The sequence below is a fragment of the Pseudomonas fragi genome, assembly GCF_002269505.1.
GTDB lineage: Bacteria > Pseudomonadota > Gammaproteobacteria > Pseudomonadales > Pseudomonadaceae > Aquipseudomonas > Aquipseudomonas fragi_D.
Map to the genome: position 1 here is coordinate 18,140 of NZ_NQKQ01000021.1, position 25,100 is coordinate 43,239.

The window sequence follows — 25,100 nt, forward strand, 5'->3', positions numbered from 1 at the left end:
TGTATATACCCGCAATAGAAGAGAATCAAGATTTATGCAGCGCCGCCTGCCCGGTTTTTTGTGGGAGCGGGCACCGTCAGATCAGCGCCAATCCTACCAGCACCAGCACTTCGAGCAATTCCAGCAACGCCCCGGCGGTATCACCGGTGGTGCCGCCCAAACGACGGATCATCACCCTGCGCAGCCACACGAACCCCAGCGCTGCCAGGCCAAGCGCCCACCAACCTGGATAACCTGCCAACAGCACACAAACAAGGGCACTAAGCCCCAGCACCCACCACCCTGCCTTACGTGGCAGATGGTCAGCCAGCGCCTGCCCCAAGCCACCCGCGCGCACATAGGGCGTAGTCAGGAATACTGCCAGCAAAGCACTGCGCCCGATCAAAGGGACAATCAGCAAGGCAGTACCGTTGCCCTGCTCAAGCAAGGCCAGCAGCGCACAAAACTTGAGCAACAGCACCAGCACCAGCACAACCACCGCGATAGGCCCGCTGCGCGGGTCTTTCATGATGGTCAAGGTGCGTTCGCGATCACCAAAACCGCCCAGCCAGGCATCCGCACTGTCAGCCAGGCCGTCCAGATGCAACCCGCCACTGAGCAACACCCAAAGGGTCAACAACAAGGCTGCGTGCAACATCAACGGCGCATCGGCCAGCAGCCCGCTAACGCCGTACAACAGCAGGCCGAACAACACTCCCACCAGCGGGTAAAACAACAAAGAGCGCCCCAGCTCTTGAGGCTGCGGCATCCCGGGCAAGCGAACCGGCAAGCTGCTTAAAAACTGCAGGGCAATCCAGAACGGCAACATCACTCGCCAACCTCGATCAACTGACCATCCACGCCGACCCGCAAACCAAACAGTGCGCCATGGCTGACCGGTACTTGCAACAGATGCTCACGGGGCAAGCCACGAGCCCGGGCCAGCAACAGTTTCATTACCCCACCATGGCATACCACCAGCAAACGCTCACCGGCGAACTGTTGCTGCAAACGACTGACGGCAGCCAACACCCGCTCCGAAAACGCCAGCACTGGCTCACCGTCTGGCGGAGTGAAGGCATAGGGATCAGCCCAGAACAGGCCCAGGGCCTGCTCATCGGTTTCCATCAGCGCCACGGCACTGAGCCCTTCCCACGCGCCGAAATGCAGTTCTTGCAGGTCTTTGTCGAAAGACACTGGGATATCGAGTTGCGCGCTCAATTCCCGGGCAAACAACCCGCAACGCTGCAGCGGCGAGCTGACGATACGGTCCCACGGACCTTTGCCCTGGACCGCATCGCGCATTTGCGTCCAGCCCGTCGCCGTCAAGGCATCATCCAGGCTACCGCGCAAGCCGCCACCCAGTTCGGTTTCACCATGACGCAGCAAATCCAGCTGCACGGTCATGCCGGGCGATCTGCCACTGCGGCTTGCGCAAACGTCGCCATCTGCCCGTGCAGGTCACAAGCCAGACGCATCAAGGGTACCGCCAACGCAGCACCACTGCCCTCGCCCAGGCGCAGGCCCAGGTCAAGCAGCGGCTCGGCCTGCAGACTCTCGAGCACATGGCGATGGCCCTGCTCTGCCCCACGATGGCTGAACACCAGCCACTCACGACACTGCGGGTTCAAGCGCACGGCGACCATGGCCGCGACGGTGCAGATAAACCCGTCGACCACTGCCACGATACCTTCCTGCGCGCAGGCCACATAAGCGCCGACCAGCGCTGCAATTTCAAAACCACCGAGACGAAATAGCGTTTGCAGCGGATCGTCGAGATGCCCTTCATGAAACGCCAGCGCCCGCTCAATCACCCGCGCCTTGTGGCTGACACCGGCTGCATCCAGCCCGGTACCGGGCCCGGTCAACAGCGAGGCCGGGCACGCAAGCAATGCGCTGGCCAGCGCGCTGGCGGACGCCGTGTTGCCGATGCCCATTTCGCCGCCGATAAATACTTCACTGCCTGCAGCCTGCGCCCGCAACACGCTGTCACGCCCGGCCTGCAGGGCTTTAAGCCCCTGGCTGTCGGACATCGCCGGGCCTGTGGCAAAGTTGGCCGTCCCCGCACCCAACTGCAGGTGCCGCACACCCGCCAGCTCCAGCATCGGCGTGACGGTGCCCAGGTCCACCACATCCAGTTGCGCGCCCAACTGACGGGCCAACACGCTGATCGCCGCGCCGCCGCTGACAAAGTTATGCAGCATTTGCCCGGTTACCGCCTGCGGATAAGCCGAGACACCTTCGGCAACCACGCCGTGATCGCCGGCAAAAATGCCGATCCACAGTTGATCAACACGGGGCTTGAGCCGCCCTTGCAGCCCGGCCAGTTGCACTGCCAGCGCCTCAAGCTGACCCAGCGAGCCTGCCGGCTTGGTCAGTTGTTGCTGACGCTCGCCAGCTGCAGCTTGCATGACGCGATCAACCGGTTTGCAGGGTTTCAGCCACCAAGGGGTGCTCATAGTGCAGTTCCTTTCAACGTCAGGGGCAGGCCTGCCACTGTCAGCACGACTCGCTGACAGCGCTCGGCCAGGGCTTGATGCAACCAACCGGCTTCATCGACATAGCGGCGAGTCAATTCGCCCAGCGGTACGACACCCATTCCGGTTTCGTTGCTGACAAACACAATTTCACCCGGCAGATCGGCCAGGCATTCGAGTAGCGCGTCACGCTCGGCGACCAGGCGCTGCGGGTCTTCAAGCATCAGCAGGTTGGTCAGCCACAGCGTCAGGCAGTCAACCAGCAGGCAAACATCGGCGCGAGCGTTGTCGCGCAGTACGCGGGCCAATTCGATTGGTTCCTCAATCAACGCCCAATGCTCGGGGCGACGTTCGCGATGATGACGCACGCGCTCACTCATCTCGCCGTCCAGCGGCTGACTGGTGGCAATGTAGGTCACGGCGCAGCCGGATTCGGCCGCCAGGTTTTCAGCCAGACGACTCTTGCCCGAGCGGGCACCGCCCAAAATCAGTTGCAGCATGTCAATAAACCTCTGGAAATGCGGCAAATCCACTGTGGGCGCGAGCCTGCTCGCGAAGTGGCATTGTTCGCGAGCAGGCTCGCTCCCACAAGATTCAAATGCCGCACAGCTCGCGTAAATAAACGGTGTCCAGGTGATTTTCCACCAGATCGGCCAGCCGTTCGATATCCCGCTCGCGCAGGGCGTGGTAGTCCACGGCCTGTACATCCTGCAAACCGGCCCAGCGCAGCATCGCGCTGCATGCGGCAGGTGATTCGAACAGGCCGTGCAGGTATGTGCCAAAAATCTGCCCGTCAGCGCTTTGCGCACCGTCGCAGCGACCGTCATCCAGATATACCGCTGGCTGTTCCAGCGCCGCACCCGATGTCACGCCCGCGTGGATTTCGTAACCCGAGACTACGGCGTTTTCCAGGGCCAGATGCCCACGCACGTTGCGCAACTGCTTTTCGGCAGCCAGCTCGGTGCTGAAGGCCAGCAAGCCCAACCCGGCGCTGCTGCCCGCAGCGCCTTCCAGGCCCAACGGGTCGTGGACCTGTTCGCCAAGCATCTGCAAACCGCCGCAAATCCCCAATAGCTTGCCGCCATAGCGCAAGTGCCGGCTGATGGCCGTGTCCCAGCCATTGGCGCGCAGATAGGCCAGATCACTGCGTACGCTTTTGGAGCCGGGTAGAATGATCAGGTCGGCGGGCGGGATCGCCTGCCCCGGGCCAACGAACTGCAAGTCGACCTGCGGGTGCAGGCGCAGCGGGTCGAAGTCGGTGTGGTTGCTGATACGCGGCAACACCGGCACCACCACTTTGAGCACCCGGTCGGCCTTGTCGGTCTGGCGCTGATCGATGCCGTCTTCGGCCTCCAGGTGCAAGTCCATCACATACGGCAATACGCCGATCACCGGCTTGCCGGTGCGCTGCTCAAGCCAGTCAAGACCCGGCTGAAGCAAGGCGATGTCACCGCGAAAACGGTTGATGATAAAGCCCTTGACCCGCGCCTGTTCGGTCTCGGACAGCAACTCCAGAGTACCCACCAGATGAGCAAACACCCCGCCCCGGTTGATATCGGCAATCAGCACCACCGGGCAGTCCACCGCTTCGGCAAAGCCCATGTTGGCGATATCACCGGCGCGCAGATTGATCTCGGCCGGCGAGCCTGCGCCCTCGACCATCACCACCGGGTACGCGGCGCTCAAGCGCTGGTGCGAGGCCAGGACTGCCTGCATGGCGATGGCCTTGTAATCGTGATACGCCACTGCATTCATGCTGGTAACGGCACGACCATGGATGATCACCTGGGCACCGGTGTCACTGTTGGGCTTGAGCAGCACCGGATTCATGTCCGTGTGCGGCGCCAGCCCGGCTGCCTGCGCCTGAACGGCCTGGGCGCGACCGATTTCACCGCCTTCGGCAGTGACGGCACTGTTGAGCGCCATGTTTTGCGGTTTGAACGGCACCACCGCCACGCCCTGACGGGTCAGCCAGCGGCACAGGGCCGTCACCAGGGTGCTTTTACCGGCATCGGATGTGGTGCCCTGCACCATCAACGTACTCATGTGGTTTCCTTGGTGTACGCCGCCAGCGCCAGCTCCAGGCGCTGCCAGTCGGCCTCATCGGCGGGCAGGCCAAAACGCACGCTGCTGTTGTGGGTAAACAGGCGCAGCAAAATGCCGCGGTGCGCCATAAATTCGTAAAGCCGCTCGGCATGGGGTGTGATCAGCCACTGGAACAACGCACAGCCGCCTTGCGGCGGCAGATCATGCAAGCCCAGCAGACGCTCCAGGCGCCCGCTGGCCAGCTCACTGCGCTCGCGCTGAAGGGCGTGGCCCCGGGTGTCGAGCAGGCAGGCCTGGCCAACAACCCGCGTCGGCCCGCTGACCGCCCAGGGACCGACTTGTTCGGCCAGCAGCTTGAGCAACTTGAGTTCGGCCAGCACAAAGCCCAGCCGAACGCCTGCCAGGCCAAAAAACTTGCCGAAAGAGCGCAAAACGATCAACCCGCAACGCTGGGTATGCGCGGCCAGGCTCAGCTCGGGGGTGTTGTCCATAAAGGCTTCGTCCACCACCAGCCAGCCGCCGCGCTGAGCCAGCCTTGCATGCCACTCCAGCAAGCGTTCCGGGGTCAAGCTCAAGCCCGTGGGGTTGTTGGGGTTGACCACCACCAGCACGTCCAGCGTGTCGATGTAGAAGTCGATTTCCTGCTCCAGGATTTCACGCACGATATGCCCGTTGCTGCGCCACGCATGGGCATGCTCGGCGTAACACGGCGACAGCACGCCAACCTTGCCACTGCGACGCAAACGCGGCAGCAATTGAATGGCGCATTGCGAGCCTGGCACCGCCAGCACATTCAGCGCGCCGTAATAGGCGCACGCTGCTTGCTCAAGGCCATCATCGGTTTCAGGCAAGCGTGCCCAAGCGCGCTCGGGCACCTCTGGAATAGCAAACGGCCATGGCGCCAGACCGGTGGACAGATCCAGCCAGTCCGCTTCGCCAATGCCATAGTGCAACGCCGCCTTACGTAAACGTCCGCCGTGCTCAAGCATAGAATTCACTCCACACACACAGAACCAGTAGCCACAACCACACCCCACGCTGCACCAGTTGCCAGCCACGGCCGATCGAGTCGGCGTCCGCCGGCGCACCTTCGCCCAATTGCGGGCGTTCATGCAGTTCGCCGTGGTAAATCGCCGGGCCGCCCAGCTCGACGCCCAGCGCCCCGGCTCCCGCGGCCATAACCGGGCCGGCATTGGGGCTGTCCCACAACGGGGCCTGTTTGCGCCAGCACTTCAAGGCCAGTCGGGTTTTACCCAAAACGGCGTAGGTCAACGCAACCAGCCTTGCAGGAATATAGTTAAGAACATCGTCGATCCGCGCTGCAGCCCAGCCAAAACGTTCAAAGCGCTCGTTGCGATAGCCCCACATCGCGTCCAGGGTATTACTCAAACGATAGAGCACTACGCCCGGCGCACCGGCCACCACAAACCAGAAAATCGCGGCAAATACCGCATCGCTGCCGTTTTCCAGCACCGACTCGGTGGCGGCGCGGGCCACTTCAGTAGAATCCAGCTCGCTGGTCTGACGGCTGACCAGATAGCCAACCCGCGTGCGCGCCTCATCCAGGTTATTGGCGCGCAATGCCTCGGCTACCGGTTGCACGTGCTCACCCAGGCTGCGCATGCCCAGTGCGCAATACAGCGCCACAATGTCCACCAGCCAGCCGATATAGGGCAACCATGACAGCGCAGTGGCCAGGATCGTCAGCGGCAACACCGCCAGCACCCAGGCCGTGACGCCATGACTGCGCCAGCCACGGCCGCCGGAATTGAAACGCTGCTCAATACGCTCGGCCATACGGCCAAAGGCAACCAGCGGATGCCAGCGCTTGGGCTCGCCGAGCAACGCATCCAGCGCCACCCCGGCGACGCACAGCAACGCCACACTCATGGACTCACTCCCCAATAATTCTCATACACCAGTTCACTGAGCGGACGCGCTTGCGCCCACCCTTCCAGCACCAGCATCGGCGCCGGATAAAACGCCTCGACCGGGCCCAGGCACAGCACCGCGAGCGGCTTGGCCCCTGCAGGCAACCCCAGCAGATCAGCCAGTGCCTGCGGTTCGAACAATGATACCCAGCCCATGCCCAGCCCTTCGACGCGGGCGGCCAGCCACAGGTTTTGAATGGCACAGGACAAGGACGCCATATCCATTTCCGGCAGCGTACGTCGACCAAAAATGTGCTTTTCGCGGTCATCCATCAAGGCTGCCACCAGCACCTCGGCGCAGTCATTGATGCCTTCGACCTTAAGCGTCATGAATTCATCGGAGCGCTGGCCCAGGGCATCCGCAGTGCGTACCCGCTCTTCTTCCACCAGGCCCTGAATCTTGCCGCGCAGCTCGCGGTCAGTGATGCGGATAAACCGCCACGGCTGCATCAGCCCCACACTCGGGGCCTGGTGCGCCGCTTCCAGCAAACGCGACAACAACTCGGGTGCCACACTGCCACCACTGAAGTGACGCATATCACGGCGCTCAGCGATCGCGCGGTACACGGCTGCGCGTTCTTGCGGGCTAAATGCGTTATCGCTCATGGCACCTTCACAGCACTTGGCGCAAACAACGCGGCAATGGCCTGAGGATTGGACGGGAAGTAAAAGTGCACATAAGAAGCGGTCATCCGCCCTTCGCGATACACCGCTTCGGCGCCGCGCCCGCCATTGGGGCTCAGGCCGCGAGCGATGGGCTCAAGCGCGGTGCTGGTCAGCGAATGATGGTAAGTGTGCCCGCGCAACAGCCCTTCAGGCATGTCCACGGCTTGCAGCGCCAGGGCTGCCAGACGCTTTTGCATCGTCGCCTCCCCTGCCAGCAGCCCCACCAGTTCGGCGCGCTGACCGTCAACATCGGTCAGGGCATCGAGCAGGTAAAGCATGCCGCCGCACTCGGCCAGCAGTGGTTTGCCGGCACCGTGGTGCGCGCGAATTGCCGCAAGCATCGGCGCGTTGCGCGACAGCTCAAGGTGATGCAACTCAGGGTAACCGCCAGGCAAATACAGGCTGTGCGCTTCAGGTAACTGGCTGTCACGGATCGGCGAGAAAAACACCAGCTCGGCGCCCATCTCACGTAATAACGCGAGGCTGGCGCCATAAGTGAAGGCAAAAGCTTCGTCGCGGGCCACGGCAATTCGCACACCTGCCAGCAGCGGCTCGACGGCCACCGGCTCAGGCGCAGCGAACTCAACCGGCGGTGGCAGCGCTACCTCACAGGTGCTGGCCAAGGCATTGGCTGCGGCATCCAGACGTGCATCCAGGTCATTCAGCTCGCTGGCCTGCACCAGTCCCAGATGACGGCTTGGCAGTTCGATGCCGGTTTCGCGGGACAGCGCGCCGTACCAACGCAAGCCTTCGGTCAGGCTGCCTTCGAGCAACTGTGCATGGCGCACGGTGCCAACCCGATTGGCCAGCACCCCGGCAAAAGGCAAGTCCGGCTGATACCGCGCCAGCCCCAGGGCTAACGCACCAAAGGTCTGCGCCATGGCAGTGCCATCAATCACACCCAGGACCGGCACGCCAAAATGCCGCGCCAGATCGGCGCTGGAAGGGGTGCCGTCAAACAGCCCCATCACACCTTCAATCAAAATCAGATCCGCCTCACCGGCGGCTTCCCACAGCAGGCGACGACTTTCCTCGGCGCCCACCATCCACAAGTCCACCTGATACACCGGCGCCCCGCTGGCGCGCTCCAGGATCATGGGGTCGAGAAAGTCCGGACCGCACTTGAACACCCGCACCTTGCGCCCCTGATTGCGATGCAACCGGGCCAAAGCAGCCGTAACTGTGGTCTTGCCCTGACCGGAAGCCGGCGCGGCGATCAAAACCGCCGGACAATGACGTGACGCTCTCATACTTCAACACTCACAATTCGATGCCTTTCTGGGCTTTGATCCCGGCCTGGAAAGCGTGTTTGACCACCGCCATTTCAGTCACGGTATCAGCCAGATCAATCAGTTCAGGTTTGGCGCCACGGCCGGTGACCAGCACATGCTGCATGGGCGGGCGGGCTTGCAGGTCGGCGAGCACCTGCTCCAGGTCGAGGTAGCCGTGCTTGAGCGCGATGTTCAGCTCATCCAGCACCACCAAACCAATGGACGGGTCGCGCAGCATCTCGCGGGACACTTCCCACGCTGCTTCGGCGGCAGCGATATCGCGCTGACGGTCCTGAGTTTCCCAGGTAAAGCCTTCGCCCATCACGTGGTAACGCACCTGCTCGGGGAAGCGGCGGAAAAACAGCTCTTCGCCGGTGCTGTTGCGGCCCTTGATGAACTGCACCACACCGCACTGCATACCGTGGCCCATGGCCCGGGCCAGCATGCCAAAAGCGGAGCTGCTCTTGCCTTTGCCATTGCCGGTCAATACCAGCAGCAGCCCGCACTCATTGGGCGAGCTGGCAATGCGCTCATCCATGATGGCTTTTTTGCGCAGCATGCGCGCCTGATGGCGTTCGTCGCGTTCGGGGGATTCGTTCATGGCAGCTCTCCGTTGGGGCTCGATGATGCAAACGGGAGGCGGGGGGAATTCTTGAAAAACACACTGCATCGCCCGCCGCGAGAGTGGTGGATGGATCAGGCCGGTCTCCGGGCTCACAAGCGGGCGGCTCTGTACGGAGCACCCTTGACCACGCGCCTTCCCGTGCAAAACACAGTGGCACTGAGCGTGACTTTGACTCGTTTACCGTTGCGGGGGCAGCGCCGGGATCGTGGCAGTTGTGTGGGTCCAACACGCCCTCACCGGCTTCCCTGTTTCACTCTGTCGACCAATGGCCACAGAGCACCTGAAACAAGCCGCGAAGGTTAGAGGGTTGGGGGTGGAGCGTCAATTAAAGCTGGCGCCAAAAGGCTATATCCGGCGCCCGGGCTGAACCTTTAAACAGCTACGCTTCTCTACTACCAGACAAGACCTTATGGAGAATCACATGCTCAAGCCCCAGCACGCTGTTGTTATCGTACTTGCGGCCGGGCTGGCTGCCTGCGGCGAGAGTTCAACCCTGCAAGTGGTGGACGGCACCGGGCCTTCGCCGAAACTGCCTGAACCCAACAAGACGCTGATCCCCACCGTCAATATCGCCCCGGCGATCGGCTGGGCCAATGGCGCCACACCCACCGCCGCCCAGAGCCTGAAGGTGACAGCCTTCGCCGAAGACCTCGACCATCCGCGCTGGCTCTATGTCTTGCCCAATGGCGATGTGCTGGTGGCAGAAACCAACGCACCGGCCAAACCGGATGACAGCAAGGGCATCAAGGGCTGGATCGCGGACAAGGTGATGGCCCGCGCCGGGGCCGGTGTACCTAGCGCGAACCGGATTACCTTACTGCGCGATACCGACCACGACGGCGTGGCCGAAACCCGCACGGCGTTTATCGAGAATCTGAACTCGCCCTTTGGTATGACCCTGGTGGGTAACGATCTGTATGTTGCTGACGCCGACAAGCTGTTGCGCTTCCCCTATCAGGCGGGCGAAAACCACATCAGCGCCAAACCGGTCAAAGTCGTCGACCTGCCGGGCGGGCCGCTGAATCATCACTGGACCAAAAACGTGATCGCCAGCAAGGACGGCAGCAAGTTGTATGTAACTGTCGGCTCCAACAGCAATGTGGGCGAAAACGGAATGGACAAGGAGCAAGGTCGCGCGGCGATCTGGGAAGTCGACCCCGCCACCGGCAGCCACCGTATTTTTGCGTCGGGACTGCGCAACCCTAATGGTATGGACTGGGAGCCCACCACCGGCAAGCTTTGGACGGCGGTTAATGAGCGTGACGAAATCGGCAGTGATCTGGTACCCGACTACATCACATCAGTACAGGATGGCGGCTTCTATGGATGGCCCTACAGCTATTACGGCCAGCATGTGGATGTGCGGGTCAACCCGCAAAACCCCGAACTGGTAGCCAAAGCCATTGCCCCGGATTACGCCGTTGGGCCACACACTGCGTCTCTGGGCTTGAGCTTTGCCGACGGCAGCACATTACCAGGCTTTGCTGAAGGCGCCTTTATCGGCCAGCACGGTTCCTGGAACCGCAAGCCGCACAGTGGTTACAAAGTGATTTTCGTGCCCTTTGCGGCCGGTAAACCTGCGGGCATGCCGATCGACGTGCTGACCGGCTTTCTCAACGCCGACGAAAAAGCCATGGGCCGGCCGGTGGGCGTGGTGATCGACAAGCAGGGGGATTTGTTGGTGGCTGATGATGTAGGCAACAAGGTTTGGCGGGTGTCGGGAAAATAGGCCTTCTAATCAAGAGCCGCCCTCACCCTCTCCCTACGCAGAGGCTTGCGGTGAGGGGCTCTTGCCTTACGGCAACCGTGCCAGATGCTGCTCGTTCGGCAGCACCCGCTTGGCATTCAAATAGGCTTTTTGCCAGTAGGCCTTGTTCAGGCTGTCCAGCTTGACCGTACCGCCCGTGGCCGGCGCATGTACAAAGCGACCTTCGCCTACGTAAATACCGGCGTGGCTGACCTGAGAGCCACCATTGGTGGCAAAGAACAGCAGGTCACCGGTTTGCAGCTTGTCCTGGCCGATGTTCTGCGCCTGCATCACGATCATCTCGCGCGTGGTGCGCGGCAACGAAATGCCCGCAGCGTCGTTGTACACGTACTTGATCAGGCCACTGCAATCAAAGCCTGAGTCCGGGGTGTTGCCGCCCCAACGATAAGGCGTGCCGACCAGCCCCAGGGCGCGAAACAGTACGTCTGCGGCGATCGGCGAAGTTTCTTCGGGGTGGCTAATAAATACGACCGGCTTTTGCGCCACAGGAGCTGGCGGGGTGCGGCTGGCGCAGGCACTGAGCAGTGCTGCTAAGGTGAGGAGAGCAACGCGGGCCATGGTCGACATAAACAGAATGTTCCTGATTCTGGATACGGCAACTCAGGCCGCGAAACCCAAAGCCGCGACAGGGAGGACCCTCGCGGCTTCAGGAATTTAACAATGCGACTGAATTCTAGCTCTTAGCAGCCAAACTTCAAGTAAGACATTAACTTTACTTGCGGGCGACTACGCTCGCAGGAGCCATCGCCAGGGCGCGCTTGGCTTCAATAAAGGTCTTGCTCCAGTAGCTGTCACCCAGGTTATCAATCCGCACACCACCGCTGCGGCGGCTGCTGGAGTGAATAAACTGGTCATCACCCAGGTAAATCCCGGCATGGCTCACACGGCCACGACCATTGGTGCTGAAGAACAGCAGATCACCTGGTTTCAAATTATTTCGTGCGACCAGCGGTGCTTTAACGTTGATCATTTCACGGGTCGAACGCGGCAATTGCATGCCGGCTTCTTCCTTGAACAGATAGCCGATAAAGCCGCTGCAATCGAAGCCAGCTTCAGAGGTGCCGCCAAAACGGTAACGGGTACCGATCAAGGACATGCCGCGCTCAAGAATGCTGTCAGCCAGAGCTGGCAATTCGTAAGGCTTGCTGTTGGCAGAAAACTCAGCCAGTTCTTTTTCGGTTGCCAGTTCTTCCTGATAAAGAGCGGAAGTTTGCGAGACCGAAGATGACTTTTGAACCTGAGCCTGGACTACTTGCTGCGACACTGGCGTGTGGGCAGCGCAACCAAACAACAGGGTAACGAGTGCGAGGGGCACGAGGGGTGCGAAGCGCTTTAGCATGGGCACGACCGTGGCTTATTAGAAAAAGTAGCCGCGACTATGCCTTCTATGATCCTCATTTGCAAATTCAATCGATCTAAATGTGACTTGAGGGTTTTGTCGTGACATCTAAGGCTTTACACCCTTGACGATAGATTTTGCGTAAACAGCCCTTGGGCCGCGCAGGATTTCTGGCGCCTGAAAACCGCCAAAAAGGCTGCAGACCGCTGTTTTAAAAGGGGAAGTTACCAGCCCAGGGTTTCTTTTAGAAAGGGAATGGTCAACTTGCGCTGCGCCTGCAAGGACGCCTGATCAAGCCGCTCGAGCAAATCAAACAATGCACTCATGCTACGGGTGCCGCGCGTGAGAATGAAATGCCCGACTTCGTCGGTCAGGTGCAGGCCACGGCGTGATGCACGCAGTTGCAGGGCACGCAGTTTGTCTTCATCAGACAGGGGGCGCATCTGGAAAACCAGCGCCATGGTTAGCCGGGACTTGAGGTCCGCCAGCTTGATCGGCAATTCACGGGGCGAGGTAGAAGCTGCAATCAGCAGGCGCCTACCACTGTCACGCAACCGATTGAACAGGTGGAACAGCGCCTCTTCCCAGTCAGCACGCCCGGCTACGGCCTGAAGGTCATCCAGGCAGACCAGTTCGTACTGCTCAAGGTTATCGAGGATTTCAATGCCGCGATCCAGCAACTCGGCCAGAGGCAGATAAACCGCCGGCTCGCCCATCTGCTCAAAACGCAGGCAAGCGGCCTGCAGCAGATGCGTACGCCCCACGCCATGCTTGCCCCACAGGTAAATCAGGCTTTCGGTCCAGCCGGCGTCGGCTTCGCACAGACGTTCGACATAGCCGAGTGCAGCGGCATTGGCGCCTGGATAGTAATTTATGAAGGTAGCGTCATCACGCAGACGCACACCTAGGGGCAGCTGAATCGGTTTCATGCTGACTGAACAGTTCAAACGAACCGTTAGTGGCCTCTGTGTAAGGTTTGAAAAGTTTATACCCGTGTCGCCGGGCACACAATGTAACAGACCACGAGCAAAATCAAAGGTTTGCGTTAAGGTCTTGGATTGATTGGGCTTTTTATCACGACTGCAAGCGGCCTCGTCTGCACAAAAAAGGCGGGATCGCCTCGCGACGACCCCGCCCCGTCACAGCACCCGACCTACAGCTGCGGGTCTTCACTGCCTTTATAGACCTGGGAATCCTTGTACATATCCTGCACATGACGTACCAGCACCATGATCACCGCCGCCACCGGCAGCGCCAGCAACACACCGGTAAAGCCGAACAGCTCACCGCCGGCCAGAATCGCGAAGATCACCGCCACCGGGTGCATACCGATCTTGTCACCCACCAGCAAGGGTGTAAGCACCGTCCCCTCCAGCGCCTGACCGACCATAAATACCGCCACGATGCCGAGCATCGGGTACAGATCCCCGCCAAACTGGAACAAACCGGCGACCAACGCCGCACCGATACCGACAATAAAGCCCATATACGGCACGATGGCCGCCACACCCGCCATCAGGCCGATCAACAGCCCCAGCTCAAGGCCGACCAGCATCAGGCCCGCCGAGTAGATCACCCCCAGCGCCAGCATCACCAGCAACTGCCCGCGCACAAACGCGCCGAGCACGTCGTGACACTCCTTGGCCAGCGACACGATCTGATCTGCCCGGGCCCGTGGCAACAAGCCGCGAATCTTGGCCATCATGATGTTCCAGTCACGCAACAGGTAGAACGCCACCACCGGAATCAGCACCAGATTGGCAAGGAATCCGATCAAAGCCAGGCTGGATGCCGTCGCCTGGGACAAGACAATTCCGACAATGTCAGTGGCCTGCCCCATATGCTCGGTGATCGCTGCCTTGATCTTGTCGAACTTCCAGAAACTGTCACTCAAACCGAACTTGGCCTGCACCCACGGCATTGCCGTGTGCTGCAACCAGTCGAGTATCTGCGGTGCCAACTGATAGAGCTTCAACAGCTGCTTGGCCAGCAGCGGTACCAGCACCAGCAACAATGTCATCAAAATGACAGTGAACACGGTAAAGACCGCAACCACGCCCCAGGTTCTTGAAAGCCCGAACCTTTCCAGCCGGTCGACCACAGGGTCGAACATATAGGCCAGGACGATTGCGACCAGAAAAGGCGTGAGTATCGGATGCAGGAAATACACAAAAAGGGCGAACCCCAGCGCCACGCCCCACCACACCCACCGTCGCGAATCAGCCATGAGCCACCCCATCCTTATATAAAGAAGACATCAACCTACCAGCGGAACCGCAACTGTGCGGCCGGTGCAGCAGCAACGCCAGGCGCTTGTCCTGCATCAGTCACGGCGGAGACCTGCTCCGCCGGTACTTCCTGCAACTGCGCCAGCCCCAGTTGCGAACGCAACTGCTCGGCGCTGCCGTTCACCTGATACACAATACGATCACCGTCGACACGCTTAAGTTGCGCGCCAAACGGCTCAAGTAAGTGCCCCAACTGGGCGTAGCGCTGCAGCGTCATGCCCTGCACCTCCAGCAACTGCTCCGAGGACACCCCCGGTTTGACCGCATAACGTGGGGCCAGACGCTCGCTCACGGCCAACATCACGGCATCTGCCAGGGCTGCCTGATCCGGTGCCTGAGCGCTGCCCTGCTCCTGCTGGTCACCGACCCACAGGCGCCACGTTGCAGTCCACTTGCCATCATCTTCACGGGCATGCACGGCCAGCAGGGCATCAGCCCCGTAACGCTCGGAAGCGTCCTTCAATGGAGCAGGGTTGCTGCCCTCAAGGTTTTCCGCCGTACCTACCAGTTGTTCACTCAAATCTGCCAGCGGCAAGCGCAATGGCAAGCCACGATGCTGCGCTGCGCGACGCAAAGGTTCGGCCACGGACTGACCATCGCCGACCAGACTCGAACCCTCGACCGAGTCATTCAGCCACCAGCCGAGCAACGCTGGACGATTGCTGCCCCACAGTGACAAACCAGCCTGGCGCAAGGCGCGATCAGTGCTGACCGGATCGAAATCGACCTGCAGGCTTTCCGGCGGGCCGGCGTCATAGCCAAACCGGCTGATGATTTGCTGCGGGTCCTTGCGAATCGCCTCAAGCCCGGGGCTTTGCAGCGCCTTGGCATCCCCGGTCAAACGCAGCACCAGGGTCTCCAGGGCTTTTTGCGTGGCCTGGGTACGCTCATCCGGCGACTGGCTGGCGACCGGCTCGCGCACCTGATACAGACCCGTCAGAATTTCGGCATGACTGGCCAGGCTAAAAAAAGATAAACAGCCGACAGCTAAAAATTGGCTAAGACGCATGAAAGATTCCCGATGACAAAAAGCAGCCTGATTAAGGACGCCATAAAAACACTCGAACAGACTTCAGACACGGCCACAGCCAAATCATTCACGTCTGAATCGCGTTTTCACGCGGTCATAAAAACTCAAAACATATTGGCTATACCTTATACAGGCCCGCGCCCGGACCCAAGTACGACTAAAAAAGGTTTTTTTCGACAGATATAACCCTGCCTGTCGGCCCGAGGATGGCCGCTGCCCTTCAAGCCTGATAAAATCGCGCGCCTTCGCAGACCGGCAACAGCCGGGCACCGTGCAAATGCTCTGCAGCACTCAAAGAGCACTGGCAAGCCTGCCCCCTGAACTCGGTCGATACCCCCGAACCCCCCCTAAAGGCCTGGATTATGAGCAAGCAACCATCCCTGAGCTACAAAGACGCCGGTGTAGACATCGACGCCGGTGAAGCATTGGTCGAACGCATCAAGAGCGTGGCCAAGCGCACTGCACGCCCGGAAGTGATGGGCGGCCTCGGCGGTTTTGGCGCCCTCTGCGAAATTCCGGCTGGCTACAAGCAGCCTGTTCTGGTTTCCGGCACTGACGGCGTCGGCACCAAGCTGCGCCTGGCCCTGAACCTGAACAAGCACGACAGCATCGGTATCGACCTGGTTGCCATGTGCGTCAATGACCTGATCGTATGCGGCGCCGAGCCTCTGTTCTTCCTTGACTACTACGCCACCGGCAAGCTCAACGTTGAAACCGCAACCCAAGTGGTTACCGGTATCGGCGCTGGCTGCGAACTGTCCGGTTGCTCGCTGGTTGGCGGCGAAACCGCTGAAATGCCAGGCATGTACGAAGGCGAAGACTACGACCTGGCCGGCTTCTGCGTTGGCGTTGTAGAAAAATCCGAAATCATCGACGGCTCCAAGGTAGCTGCCGGTGATGCCCTGCTCGCCTTGCCGTCCTCGGGCCCGCACTCCAACGGCTACTCGCTGATCCGCAAGATCATCGAAGTGTCGGGTGCCGACATCGAAAACATCCAGCTCGACGGCAAGCCACTGACCGACCTGCTGATGGCGCCGACCCGCATCTACGTCAAGCCGCTGCTCAAGCTGATCAAGGAAACCGGCGTGGTCAAGGCCATGGCCCACATCACCGGTGGCGGCCTGCTCGACAACATCCCGCGCGTGCTGCCAAAAGGTGCACAAGCGGTGGTTGACGTTGCCAGCTGGCAGCGCCCTGCCGTCTTCGACTGGCTGCAAGAAAAAGGCAACGTGGACGAGCACGAAATGCACCGCGTGCTGAACTGCGGTGTGGGCATGGTGATCTGCGTGGCTCAGGCCGACGTTGAAACCGCGCTGAACGTACTGCGTGAAGCGGGCGAGCAGCCTTGGGTTATCGGCCAGATCGCAACCGCCGCTGAAGGCGCTGCGCAAGTTGAGCTGCAAAACATCAAGGCGCACTAATGCCTGATACCTGTGATGTAGTGGTGCTGCTTTCCGGCACCGGCAGCAACTTGCAGGCCTTGATCGACAGCGATGACGTCAAGGCCAGCCCGGCAACAATCCGCGCGGTGATCTCCAACCGCGCTGATGCCTACGGCCTGCAACGCGCCAAAGACGCGGGTATCGATACCCGCGTACTGGATCACAAGGCATTCGAGGGCCGCGAGGCCTTCGATGCTGCACTGATCGAAGTCATCGACGAATTCAAACCGCAACTGGTGGTTCTGGCCGGCTTCATGCGCATCCTCAGCGCAGATTTCGTGCGTCACTATCAGGGTCGCCTGCTCAATATCCACCCTTCGCTGTTGCCCAAATACAAAGGCTTGCACACGCATCAACGGGCGCTGGAAGCGGGCGATGGCGAACACGGCTGCAGCGTTCACTTTGTGACCGAGGAACTCGATGGCGGGCCTCTGGTCGTACAGGCAGTGATACCGGTAGAGTCCGATGACTCGCCGCACAGTCTGGCGCAACGGGTTCACGCCCAGGAACACCGGATTTATCCGCTTGCAGTGCGCTGGTTTGCCGAAGGTCGCTTGTCACTTGACGAGCAAGGCGCATTATTGGACGGTCAATTACTTGCGGCCAGCGGCCACTTGATACGAACCTAGGAGAACTTATGCGTCGTGCCCTGCTTCTTGCCCTTAGCCTGCTGGCTATACCAGCAGTCCAAGCGGCCGATCTTCAGCCTTTCAAGGCCAGCTACACCGCCGACTGGAAACAGTTGCCCATGAGCGGTTCAGCCGAGCGCAGCCTGACCAAGAGCGACAATGGCATCTGGACCTTGAACTTCAAGGCATCGATGCTGGTGGCCAGCCTGAACGAAGAAAGCACCCTCAAGATCGAGAAAAACACGCTGATCCCGCTCACCTACCACTTTGAACGTGGCGGCCTGGGCAAAGCGAAAAAGATCGATCTTGATTTCGACTGGGCGGCCAAAATGGTCACCGGCACTGATCAGGGCGACGCAGTCAAAGTGCCTTTGCTCAGCGGCATGCTCGACAAGTCTACCTATCAGCTGGCACTGCAGCGTGACGTAGAAACCGGAAAGAAGTCCATGAGCTATCAGGTCGTTGATGGTAACGACGTGGACACCTATGACTTCCGCGTGATCGGCCCTGAAGTGGTTGAAACCAAGGCAGGCAAGGTCGACGCGATCAAGGTTGAGCGCGTACGCGATCCAACACAGAACAAGCGCATCACCGAAATGTGGTTCGCCAAGAACTGGGGTTCGCTGCTGGTCAAGCTGCGTCAGGTCGAAAAAGACGGCAAGGAATACAACATCATGCTGCTGGACGGCACGGTGGATGGCAAACCGGTCAAGGGCAACTAAGCGACACGCCTTTAGCAGCCAGCCTCAAAAAACCTCGCTTCGGCGAGGTTTTTTTGGTTTTGAGCCCTAAAAACATGAAACTTTTGTCATAAAACTATCAGCCAGATCCGTAAACACCCCGGTTTTCAAGGGCTGCAGGGTTTTGGACTTTTTAACAAGATGACAGCGCGACAATCAGCTATTTACTTAGGAAGCTAACAAATTCTATAAAGAAGTCCTGCGACGCCTTGCCGCAGGCCCTCATCAGAATTTGGAGCAAGCAGATGACTATCAAAGTAACTGAGCGCGACGATTCACGTATGTTCCACCAGCTGGTAGCCCATGGTGTTCACCTGTGGGATGTGCATCAAGAAGACATACTGGTTGGCATGTTCCACCGCGAGAGCGACGCTCACAGCTACAAGGCTGAGCTGGAAAAGCTGGAAGCGCAGAAACGCCAGGCCTGATTGACAGAAACTGTAGTCGCTGCCGAGGTACGCAGGCTGCGAGGGGCCATACAACTTCCCCCAAGAGCTCGCAGCCTGCGTGCCTCGGCAGCGACTACAGATCACACCATTACAAGGAGGACGCGGTTACCACATCAGGTCATCAGGAATCTGATAGGCCGCGTACGGATCGTCTTCTTCCGGGGTTTTCGGCTCGACCAGGATGTTCAACTGCACAATCCGGCGCGGATCGCGCTCCTGGATCTTCAGCGCAGCTTCACGCGGGATGACTTCGTAGCCACCCTGGTGCTGCACGATCGCCAGCGAGCCATTGGCCAGCTTGTTGCGCATCAATGTGTTGACCGACAGGCGCTTGACCTTTTTGTCATCAACGAAGTTGTAGTAGTCCTCAGTGGTCAGCTTGGGCAGACGCGACACTTCGATCAATTGCTTGATCTGCGCAGCACGGGCTTTTTGCTCGACCTTCTCCTGCTGCTGACGGTTCAGCTCCTGGTCGCGCTTGACCTTCTCGGCCTTGGCTTCGGCAGCCAGACGCTGCTGGGTGTCATCCAGCTCGATCTGCCCCTTGTGGGCCAGACGCTGCTGCTTCTGTTTTTCTTTGCCGGCCTGCTTGGCCTGCTTCTCGTTGACCAGTCCGGCTTTGAGCAACTGGTCGCGTAGGGAAATGCTCATCTACTTACTCACTTAGGCAAACTCAGCCGCAGCTGGGCAAATTCTTTTCCTGGCGCTTGGCTTCGCCCCACAGGGCGTCCAGGTCTTCAAGGGTGCAACTTTCAATGGGACGCAGGGTATCGCGCAATGCCTGCTCGATAAACCGGAAACGTCGATCAAATTTTGCATTGGCGCTACGCAAGGCGGTTTCAGGGTCCACTTCAAGATGACGGGCCAGGTTGACCACGGAAAACAACAGGTCACCGATTTCGTCGCGGATGGCTGCCGAATCGTTATCGGCCATGGCCTCAAGTACTTCATCCAGCTCTTCGCGCACCTTGTCCAGCACCGGCAAGGCTGCTGGCCAGTCAAAACCGACCTGAGCCGCGCGCTTTTGCAGCTTGGCCGCCCGCGACAATGCCGGCAGGGCTACTGGTACATCATCAAGCAAGGACAACTGCTCGGGGGCTGCAGATTTTTCTGCACGCTCTTCGGCCTTGATCTGGTCCCAGCGCAGCTTTACCTGCTCTTCGCTCAAGCGCGGTACATCCAGCGGCGCATACAGATCACCGGTAGGGAACACATGGGGATGACGGCGGATCAGCTTGCGGGTGATGCTGTCGATCACCCCGGCAAACTCAAAACGGCCTTCTTCACGGGCCAGTTGGCTGTAATACACCACCTGGAACAGCAAATCGCCGAGCTCGCCCTGCAGGTGCTCGAAGTCGCCCTGCTCGATCGCGTCTGCGACTTCGTAGGCTTCCTCAAGGGTATAAGGCACGAGGCTGGCATATGTCTGCTTGATATCCCACGGGCAGCCGTACTGCGGGTCACGCAGGCGGGCCATGAGGTGAAGCAAGTCGTCGAGGTTGTACATCTGTAATCCTTTGGCCGAAACCTGTAGTCGCTGCCGCAGGCTGCGATGGGTTGCGTAGCGACCCCGCTTTACAAAGCGAAGGTCCTTCGGCCCTTATCGCAGCCTCGTACCTCGTCAGCGACTACAGGTTATCTTGCTTCACTGCGCCCGATCCGGCGGGTTTCAATAATGTTCGGCAGTTGCGAAATACGCCCCAGCAAACGCCCCAGCGCGTCCAGGCCCGGGATCTCGATGGTCAAGGTCATCAACGCCGTGTTGTTTTCCTTGTTCGAGCGGGTATTGACCGCCAGTACGTTGATCCGCTCGTTGAGCAGCACCTGGGAAACGTCACGCAGCAAGCCCGAACGATCGTAGGCACGGATCTCGATATCGACCGGATACGTCGAGACCGGGATCGGCCCCCAGTTGACCTGAATCATCCGCTCCGGCTCGCGGCTGCCCAGTTGCAGCACCGAGGCGCAATCCTGACGGTGAATGCTTACGCCACGGCCCTGGGTGATGTAACCGACAATCGCATCGCCCGGCAGCGGCTGGCAGCACCCGGCCATCTGGGTCAGCAGGTTGCCGACGCCTTCTATCTGGATGTCCCCGCGCTTGCCGGGCTTGTAGCCCGTGGCCTTGCGCGGTATCAACTCCATCTGCTCGCTGCCGCGCTCGGGCTCGACCTGCTGCTGCGCCAGATTGATCAGTTGCGCCAGACGCAAGTCACCCGCACCGAGCGCCGCGTACATGTCCTCGGCGGTGCGCATGTTGGCCTTATCGGCGAGCTTCTCGTAATCCACCGCAGGCAGGCCCAAACGGCCGAGTTCGCGCTCAAGCATGGTTTTGCCGGCAGCAACGTTCTGATCACGCGCCTGCAACTTGAACCAGTGGACGATCTTCGCCCGCGCCCGCGAGGTGGTGACATAGCCCAGATTCGGGTTCAGCCAGTCGCGGCTCGGCGTACCGTGCTTGCTGGTGATGATCTCGACCTGCTCACCGGTCTGCAGGCTGTAGTTGAGCGGTACGATGCGCCCGTTGATCTTTGCACCACGGCAGTTGTGGCCGATTTCGGTGTGCACCCGGTAGGCGAAGTCCAGCGGCGTCGCGCCTTTGGGCAAGTCGATGGCATGCCCGTCCGGGGTGAAGATGTAAACCCGGTCCGGCTCGATATCGACGCGCAACTGATCGGCCAACCCGCCGATATCGCCCAGTTCTTCATGCCATTCCAGCACCTGGCGCAGCCACGAAATTTTCTCTTCGTACTGGTTGGACCCGGCCTTGACGTCGGTGCCCTTGTAGCGCCAGTGCGCACAAACCCCCAGCTCGGCCTCTTCGTGCATGGCGTGGGTGCGGATCTGCACCTCAAGCACCTTGCCTTCGGGCCCGATCACGGCGGTGTGCAGCGAGCGGTAGCCGTTCTCCTTGGGGTTGGCAATATAGTCGTCGAATTCCTTCGGGATATGCCGCCACAGCGTGTGAACGATACCCAGCGCGGTGTAGCAATCGCGCATCTCCGGAACCAGCACCCGTACCGCACGCACGTCATAGATCTGGCTGAAGGCCAGGCCCTTGCGCTGCATTTTGCGCCAGATCGAGTAGATGTGCTTGGCCCGGCCGCTGATATCGGCGTCCGTTACCCCGGTGGCTTCCAGCTCGGTACGCAGCTGGTTCATCACATCGCTGATAAAACGCTCGCGGTCGAGGCGGCGCTCATGCAGCAAGGTGGCAATCTGTTTGTACTGCTCGGGCTCCAGATAGCGGAAGGACAAGTCCTCCAGCTCCCACTTGATGTGGCCGATGCCCAGGCGGTGCGCCAGTGGCGCATAAATATCGAATACCTCGCGGGCGACGCGGTTGCGTTTTTCGTCCGGGGCATTTTTGACCGCGCGAATCGCGCAGGTACGCTCAGCCAGCTTGATCAGTGCCACGCGCACGTCATCAACCATGGCAACCAGCATCTTGCGCAGGTTCTCGACCTGGCCCTGGGTGCCCAGTACCATCGATTGGCGCGGGCTGAGGCTGGCGCTGATGGCGGCCATGCGCAACACGCCATCAATCAGCTTGGCCACCACCGGACCGAAGCGTTGGCTGACGGCAGGCAACAGCACCTGCCCTTCGCGCACGCAACGATAAAGAATCGCGGCAACCAGAGAGTCCTGATCCAGTTTCAGATCGGCCAATATTTCGGCGATTTCCAACCCGGTACGAAAGCTCGAAGTGCCTTCAGCCCACAGGTTTTTCGCCGCATTGGCTTGTTGTTCAGCCTCGCGCGCAAATTCGCACGCTTCTTTCAAGGCTTCACGGTCAAGCGCCACATCGACACTCACCGCATGATCGAGCCATGCCTCGAGGTTGAGACTGCCGTCGGTGTTGATCGGCTGGTGTGCTCTGACCTGTACCATCTTGCTTACCTTCCCTACAGCGCAGGTTCAATGCGCCGAAATCACAGGCCCTGATCCCAACCGCGCGCTACAGGGCATAGCGGCGCGGGTTGCGGGCCCGTCGAAATAGACAGACATCCTAGTCTGCTTCAAATAACGCCATCGCCTCGACATGCGCTGTTTGCGGGAACATGTCGAGGATTGCGGCACGTTTTAACCGGTAACCCTGTTTCATCAATTCAACCGTGTCACGCGCCAGCGTGGCCGGGTTGCACGACACATACACCAAACGTTTGGCACCCAGGCCAGACAACTTGCGCACCACTTCATAAGCACCGTCGCGAGGCGGGTCGAGCAGTACGGCATTGAAGCCGGCTTTGGCCCAGGTCGCATCCACCAATGGCTGCGACAGGTCGGCCTGAAAAAACACTGCATTATGCAGGCTGTTACTGACCGCGTTTTGCGCTGCGCGTTCGACCATGGTCGCAACACCTTCTACAGCCACAACTTCTCGAGCTTTTTGTGCCAGTGGTAAAGCGAAGTTACCCAGCCCACAGAACAAGTCAAGAATCCGTTCGTCAGCTTGTGGCGCAAGCCACTTTATGGCTTGAGCAACCATCGCTTCGTTGACGCCAGCATTGACCTGGACAAAATCCCCGGGGCGATACGCCAGTTTCAAACCCCAGGTTTCCAGACGATAGCCCAAGCTCTGAGTCAAATCGACCGGCTGTGGCTCACCTTCACCCTGCAGCCACAATTGGGCGTTATGGGTGATGCAAAAATCCTGCAGGACCTTCATGTCGGCATCGCTGAGCGGCGCCATATGACGCAGCAACACCGCGATGGCCGAGCCACTGAACAACTCGACATGGCCAAGAGCCTTGGGGTTGCCCAGTTGACGCAACATGGCGGGCAGCCCCGTCATGATAGGTTGCAAGGCCTGTACCAGAACCAAACAGTGATCAATGGCGACGATATCCTGGCTACCCGCAGCCCGAAAACCCACTTCCAGATGCTTGGCCCGCGCATCCCAACGCACCGCGATGCGCGCCCGGCGGCGATAGCCGAACTCGGGGCCGGTCAAAGGTGCTGCCCACTCTTGAGGTTCGACACCCGCCACGCGGGACAGTTGCTCGGCCAACATGCGCTGTTTCAGTGCAAGCTGCTCTTCATGGGGCAAATGCTGCACGCTGCAACCGCCGCACTTGCTTGCATGGACACAGGGTGCCTCGCGACGGATCTCGCTGGCCTTGAAAACACGCTCGGTACGCGCCTCAACGACTTTGCCGTGGGCGCCCAGCACCCGCGCTTCAACTTCTTCACCCGCCAACGCACCCGCGACAAACCAGGTACGCCCTTCAATAAAGGCAATACCGCGGCCGTCATTGGCCAGGCGCTCGATATTCAAACGCTGTTTCTTGCCCGTGGGCACTTGCGCAGCCTTGGTGCCGCCAGCAGGCTGGAAGCGCAGGCCTCTCTCTTGCTTGGCCATCAGTTGGGCGCGTCGTAGATGCCGGTCGACAGATAACGGTCGCCCCGGTCACAAATGATCGCGACCATCACCGCGTTTTCGACTTCCTGGTTCAGACGCAGCATGGCTGCTACCGCCCCGCCCGAGGACACACCACAGAAAATGCCTTCTTCACGGGCCAGGCGGCGGGTGACGTCTTCGGCTTCGCGCTGGGCCATGTCGACGATGCGATCTACGCGGTCAGCCTGGTAAATCTTGGGCAGATACTCGGTCGGCCAGCGACGGATACCCGGAATGGCAGAGCCTTCCATCGGTTGCAAACCGACGATCTGCACCCCCGGATTTTGCTCCTTGAGGTAGCGCGACACGCCCATGATGGTGCCAGTGGTGCCCATCGAACTGATGAAGTGGGTGATCGTACCGTCGGTCTGACGCCAGATTTCAGGGCCGGTGCCGGTGTAGTGCGCCTCGGGGTTGTCACCGTTGGCGAACTGGTCGAGCACCTTGCCCAGGCCCTTGGCCTGCATCTGGTCGGCCAGGTCACGAGCACCTTCCATGCCCTCTTCCTGGCTGACCAGGATCAGCTCGGCACCATAGGCAGTCATCGCCGCCTTGCGCTCGGCGCTGGAGTTGTCGGGCATGATCAGGATCATCTTGTAGCCCTTGATCGCAGCGGCCATGGCCAGGGCAATCCCGGTATTGCCCGAGGTGGCTTCGATCAGGGTATCGCCGGGCTGGATCTGGCCGCGCGCTTCGGCGCGGGCAATCATCGACAGAGCCGGACGGTCCTTGACCGAGCCTGCAGGATTATTCCCTTCGAGCTTGAGCAACAAGGTGTTGGTGGTGTTTCCAGCCAGGCGCTGCAAGCGCACCAGCGGAGTGTTGCCGACGCAATCGGCGATAGTTGGGTACTGCAATGTCATGGCGTATTCGCAATCCAGACCGCGGGGCCGCACATCATACCGACAAACGCCCGGAGCCCATATCACGCAAAGTACGGTGCTTATGGTTAAAGGCTATAAGCGCCGCAAGCCCATCACAATAATTCCTGTGGGAGCCGGGCTTGCCCGCGATGCTGA

25 protein-coding genes and 1 riboswitch are annotated in these 25,100 nt (G+C 60.1%); of the genes, 5 read left to right on the forward strand and 20 right to left on the reverse strand.

Translation table 11 applies throughout. The annotated features are described in order from the left end of the window. Positions 1–76: 76 nt before the first annotated feature. The 10 genes from CJU81_RS17195 to cobO all read right to left on the reverse strand — a co-directional run bounded on the left by CJU81_RS17195 (position 77) and on the right by cobO (position 8,971). Positions 77–808 carry an adenosylcobinamide-GDP ribazoletransferase gene (locus CJU81_RS17195; RefSeq protein ID WP_095037587.1) on the reverse strand — a complete coding sequence of 244 codons (732 nt, stop codon included), beginning with the start codon at positions 806–808 and terminating at the stop codon, positions 77–79. Beyond that, complete coding sequence (gene cobC / locus CJU81_RS17200) at positions 808–1,386, reverse strand: alpha-ribazole phosphatase family protein (protein WP_095037588.1); 579 nt, start codon at positions 1,384–1,386, stop codon at positions 808–810. Before cobC ends, CJU81_RS17195 begins: the two co-directional genes overlap by 1 nt. Beyond that, positions 1,383–2,438, reverse strand: coding sequence for a nicotinate-nucleotide--dimethylbenzimidazole phosphoribosyltransferase (gene cobT, locus CJU81_RS17205; RefSeq protein WP_095037589.1), 1,056 nt, complete (start codon positions 2,436–2,438; stop codon positions 1,383–1,385). The genes cobC and cobT overlap by 4 nt, the downstream gene beginning before the upstream one ends. Then, on the reverse strand, positions 2,435–2,956 hold the full coding sequence (gene cobU, locus CJU81_RS17210) for a bifunctional adenosylcobinamide kinase/adenosylcobinamide-phosphate guanylyltransferase (protein ID WP_095037590.1): 522 nt from the start codon (positions 2,954–2,956) through the stop codon (positions 2,435–2,437). Before cobU ends, cobT begins: the two co-directional genes overlap by 4 nt. Positions 2,957–3,050: 94 nt before the next feature. Further along, on the reverse strand, positions 3,051–4,502 hold the full coding sequence (locus tag CJU81_RS17215) for a cobyric acid synthase (RefSeq protein WP_095037591.1): 1,452 nt from the start codon (positions 4,500–4,502) through the stop codon (positions 3,051–3,053). Further along, positions 4,499–5,491: a threonine-phosphate decarboxylase CobD gene (cobD, locus tag CJU81_RS17220; protein ID WP_095037592.1), complete on the reverse strand. Its 993-nt coding sequence runs from the start codon at positions 5,489–5,491 to the stop codon at positions 4,499–4,501. Before cobD ends, CJU81_RS17215 begins: the two co-directional genes overlap by 4 nt. Then, on the reverse strand, positions 5,484–6,392 hold the full coding sequence (gene cbiB / locus CJU81_RS17225; protein WP_095037593.1) for an adenosylcobinamide-phosphate synthase CbiB: 909 nt from the start codon (positions 6,390–6,392) through the stop codon (positions 5,484–5,486). Before cbiB ends, cobD begins: the two co-directional genes overlap by 8 nt. After that, positions 6,389–7,039 carry a 5,6-dimethylbenzimidazole synthase gene (bluB, locus tag CJU81_RS17230; protein WP_095030560.1) on the reverse strand — a complete coding sequence of 217 codons (651 nt, stop codon included), beginning with the start codon at positions 7,037–7,039 and terminating at the stop codon, positions 6,389–6,391. The genes cbiB and bluB overlap by 4 nt, the downstream gene beginning before the upstream one ends. Further along, positions 7,036–8,349, reverse strand: coding sequence for a cobyrinate a,c-diamide synthase (locus tag CJU81_RS17235; protein WP_095037594.1), 1,314 nt, complete (start codon positions 8,347–8,349; stop codon positions 7,036–7,038). Before CJU81_RS17235 ends, bluB begins: the two co-directional genes overlap by 4 nt. 10 nt (positions 8,350–8,359) lie before the next feature. After that, the gene (gene cobO / locus CJU81_RS17240; protein WP_095037595.1) at positions 8,360–8,971 is read right to left on the reverse strand and encodes a cob(I)yrinic acid a,c-diamide adenosyltransferase; all 612 of its coding nucleotides are present in this window, start codon (positions 8,969–8,971) and stop codon (positions 8,360–8,362) included. A gap of 81 nt (positions 8,972–9,052) precedes the next feature. After that, a riboswitch (cobalamin riboswitch) is annotated at positions 9,053–9,294 on the reverse strand. Positions 9,295–9,416: 122 nt separating this feature from the next. On the opposite strand from cobO, the gene CJU81_RS17245 reads away from it, so the two are divergent. Continuing rightward, complete coding sequence (locus CJU81_RS17245) at positions 9,417–10,724, forward strand: PQQ-dependent sugar dehydrogenase (RefSeq protein ID WP_095037596.1); 1,308 nt, start codon at positions 9,417–9,419, stop codon at positions 10,722–10,724. A gap of 66 nt (positions 10,725–10,790) precedes the next feature. Here CJU81_RS17245 and CJU81_RS17250 read toward each other — a convergent pair whose 3' ends face one another. From CJU81_RS17250 to CJU81_RS17270, 5 genes are all read right to left on the reverse strand, one after another. Then, a complete protein-coding gene (locus tag CJU81_RS17250; protein ID WP_095037597.1) occupies positions 10,791–11,330 on the reverse strand; it encodes a C40 family peptidase in 540 nt (179 codons plus the stop codon). A 145-nt stretch (positions 11,331–11,475) separates the two neighbouring features. Continuing rightward, positions 11,476–12,102: a C40 family peptidase gene (locus CJU81_RS17255; RefSeq protein ID WP_095003080.1), complete on the reverse strand. Its 627-nt coding sequence runs from the start codon at positions 12,100–12,102 to the stop codon at positions 11,476–11,478. Positions 12,103–12,326: 224 nt separating this feature from the next. Beyond that, the gene (gene hda / locus CJU81_RS17260; RefSeq protein WP_016779862.1) at positions 12,327–13,031 is read right to left on the reverse strand and encodes a DnaA regulatory inactivator Hda; all 705 of its coding nucleotides are present in this window, start codon (positions 13,029–13,031) and stop codon (positions 12,327–12,329) included. A 224-nt stretch (positions 13,032–13,255) separates the two neighbouring features. Then, positions 13,256–14,329, reverse strand: coding sequence for an AI-2E family transporter (locus CJU81_RS17265; RefSeq protein WP_095037598.1), 1,074 nt, complete (start codon positions 14,327–14,329; stop codon positions 13,256–13,258). Between the two features lie 35 nt (positions 14,330–14,364). Continuing rightward, positions 14,365–15,399 carry a DUF2066 domain-containing protein gene (locus CJU81_RS17270; RefSeq protein ID WP_095037599.1) on the reverse strand — a complete coding sequence of 345 codons (1,035 nt, stop codon included), beginning with the start codon at positions 15,397–15,399 and terminating at the stop codon, positions 14,365–14,367. Between the two features lie 383 nt (positions 15,400–15,782). Between CJU81_RS17270 and purM the strand changes: the two genes are divergently transcribed. The 4 genes from purM (at position 15,783) to CJU81_RS17290 (ending at position 18,659) form a co-directional block, all read left to right on the forward strand. Then, entirely contained in the window at positions 15,783–16,841 is a 1,059-nt protein-coding gene (purM, locus tag CJU81_RS17275; RefSeq protein ID WP_016779859.1) for a phosphoribosylformylglycinamidine cyclo-ligase, read from the forward strand. Beyond that, positions 16,841–17,491, forward strand: coding sequence for a phosphoribosylglycinamide formyltransferase (gene purN, locus CJU81_RS17280; RefSeq protein ID WP_095030553.1), 651 nt, complete (start codon positions 16,841–16,843; stop codon positions 17,489–17,491). Before purM ends, purN begins: the two co-directional genes overlap by 1 nt. Before the next feature lie 8 nt (positions 17,492–17,499). Next, positions 17,500–18,213 carry a DUF3108 domain-containing protein gene (locus tag CJU81_RS17285; protein WP_095037600.1) on the forward strand — a complete coding sequence of 238 codons (714 nt, stop codon included), beginning with the start codon at positions 17,500–17,502 and terminating at the stop codon, positions 18,211–18,213. 263 nt (positions 18,214–18,476) lie between these two features. Further along, positions 18,477–18,659 (forward strand): hypothetical protein, encoded by a 183-nt coding sequence (locus CJU81_RS17290; RefSeq protein WP_016779856.1) that lies wholly within the window; start codon positions 18,477–18,479, stop codon positions 18,657–18,659. A gap of 126 nt (positions 18,660–18,785) precedes the next feature. Here the strand turns inward: CJU81_RS17290 and CJU81_RS17295 are convergent, their stop codons facing one another. The 5 genes from CJU81_RS17295 to cysM all read right to left on the reverse strand — a co-directional run bounded on the left by CJU81_RS17295 (position 18,786) and on the right by cysM (position 24,944). Further along, positions 18,786–19,331 carry a DUF2058 domain-containing protein gene (locus CJU81_RS17295; protein ID WP_019827734.1) on the reverse strand — a complete coding sequence of 182 codons (546 nt, stop codon included), beginning with the start codon at positions 19,329–19,331 and terminating at the stop codon, positions 18,786–18,788. 22 nt (positions 19,332–19,353) lie between these two features. Further along, complete coding sequence (gene mazG / locus CJU81_RS17300) at positions 19,354–20,187, reverse strand: nucleoside triphosphate pyrophosphohydrolase (protein WP_095037601.1); 834 nt, start codon at positions 20,185–20,187, stop codon at positions 19,354–19,356. A gap of 128 nt (positions 20,188–20,315) precedes the next feature. Further along, a complete protein-coding gene (gene relA / locus CJU81_RS17305) occupies positions 20,316–22,571 on the reverse strand; it encodes a GTP diphosphokinase (protein WP_095037602.1) in 2,256 nt (751 codons plus the stop codon). 118 nt (positions 22,572–22,689) lie between these two features. Next, on the reverse strand, positions 22,690–24,042 hold the full coding sequence (gene rlmD / locus CJU81_RS17310; RefSeq protein ID WP_095037603.1) for a 23S rRNA (uracil(1939)-C(5))-methyltransferase RlmD: 1,353 nt from the start codon (positions 24,040–24,042) through the stop codon (positions 22,690–22,692). Continuing rightward, entirely contained in the window at positions 24,042–24,944 is a 903-nt protein-coding gene (cysM, locus tag CJU81_RS17315) for a cysteine synthase CysM (protein WP_095037604.1), read from the reverse strand. The genes rlmD and cysM overlap by 1 nt, the downstream gene beginning before the upstream one ends. Positions 24,945–25,100: the final 156 nt, after the last annotated feature.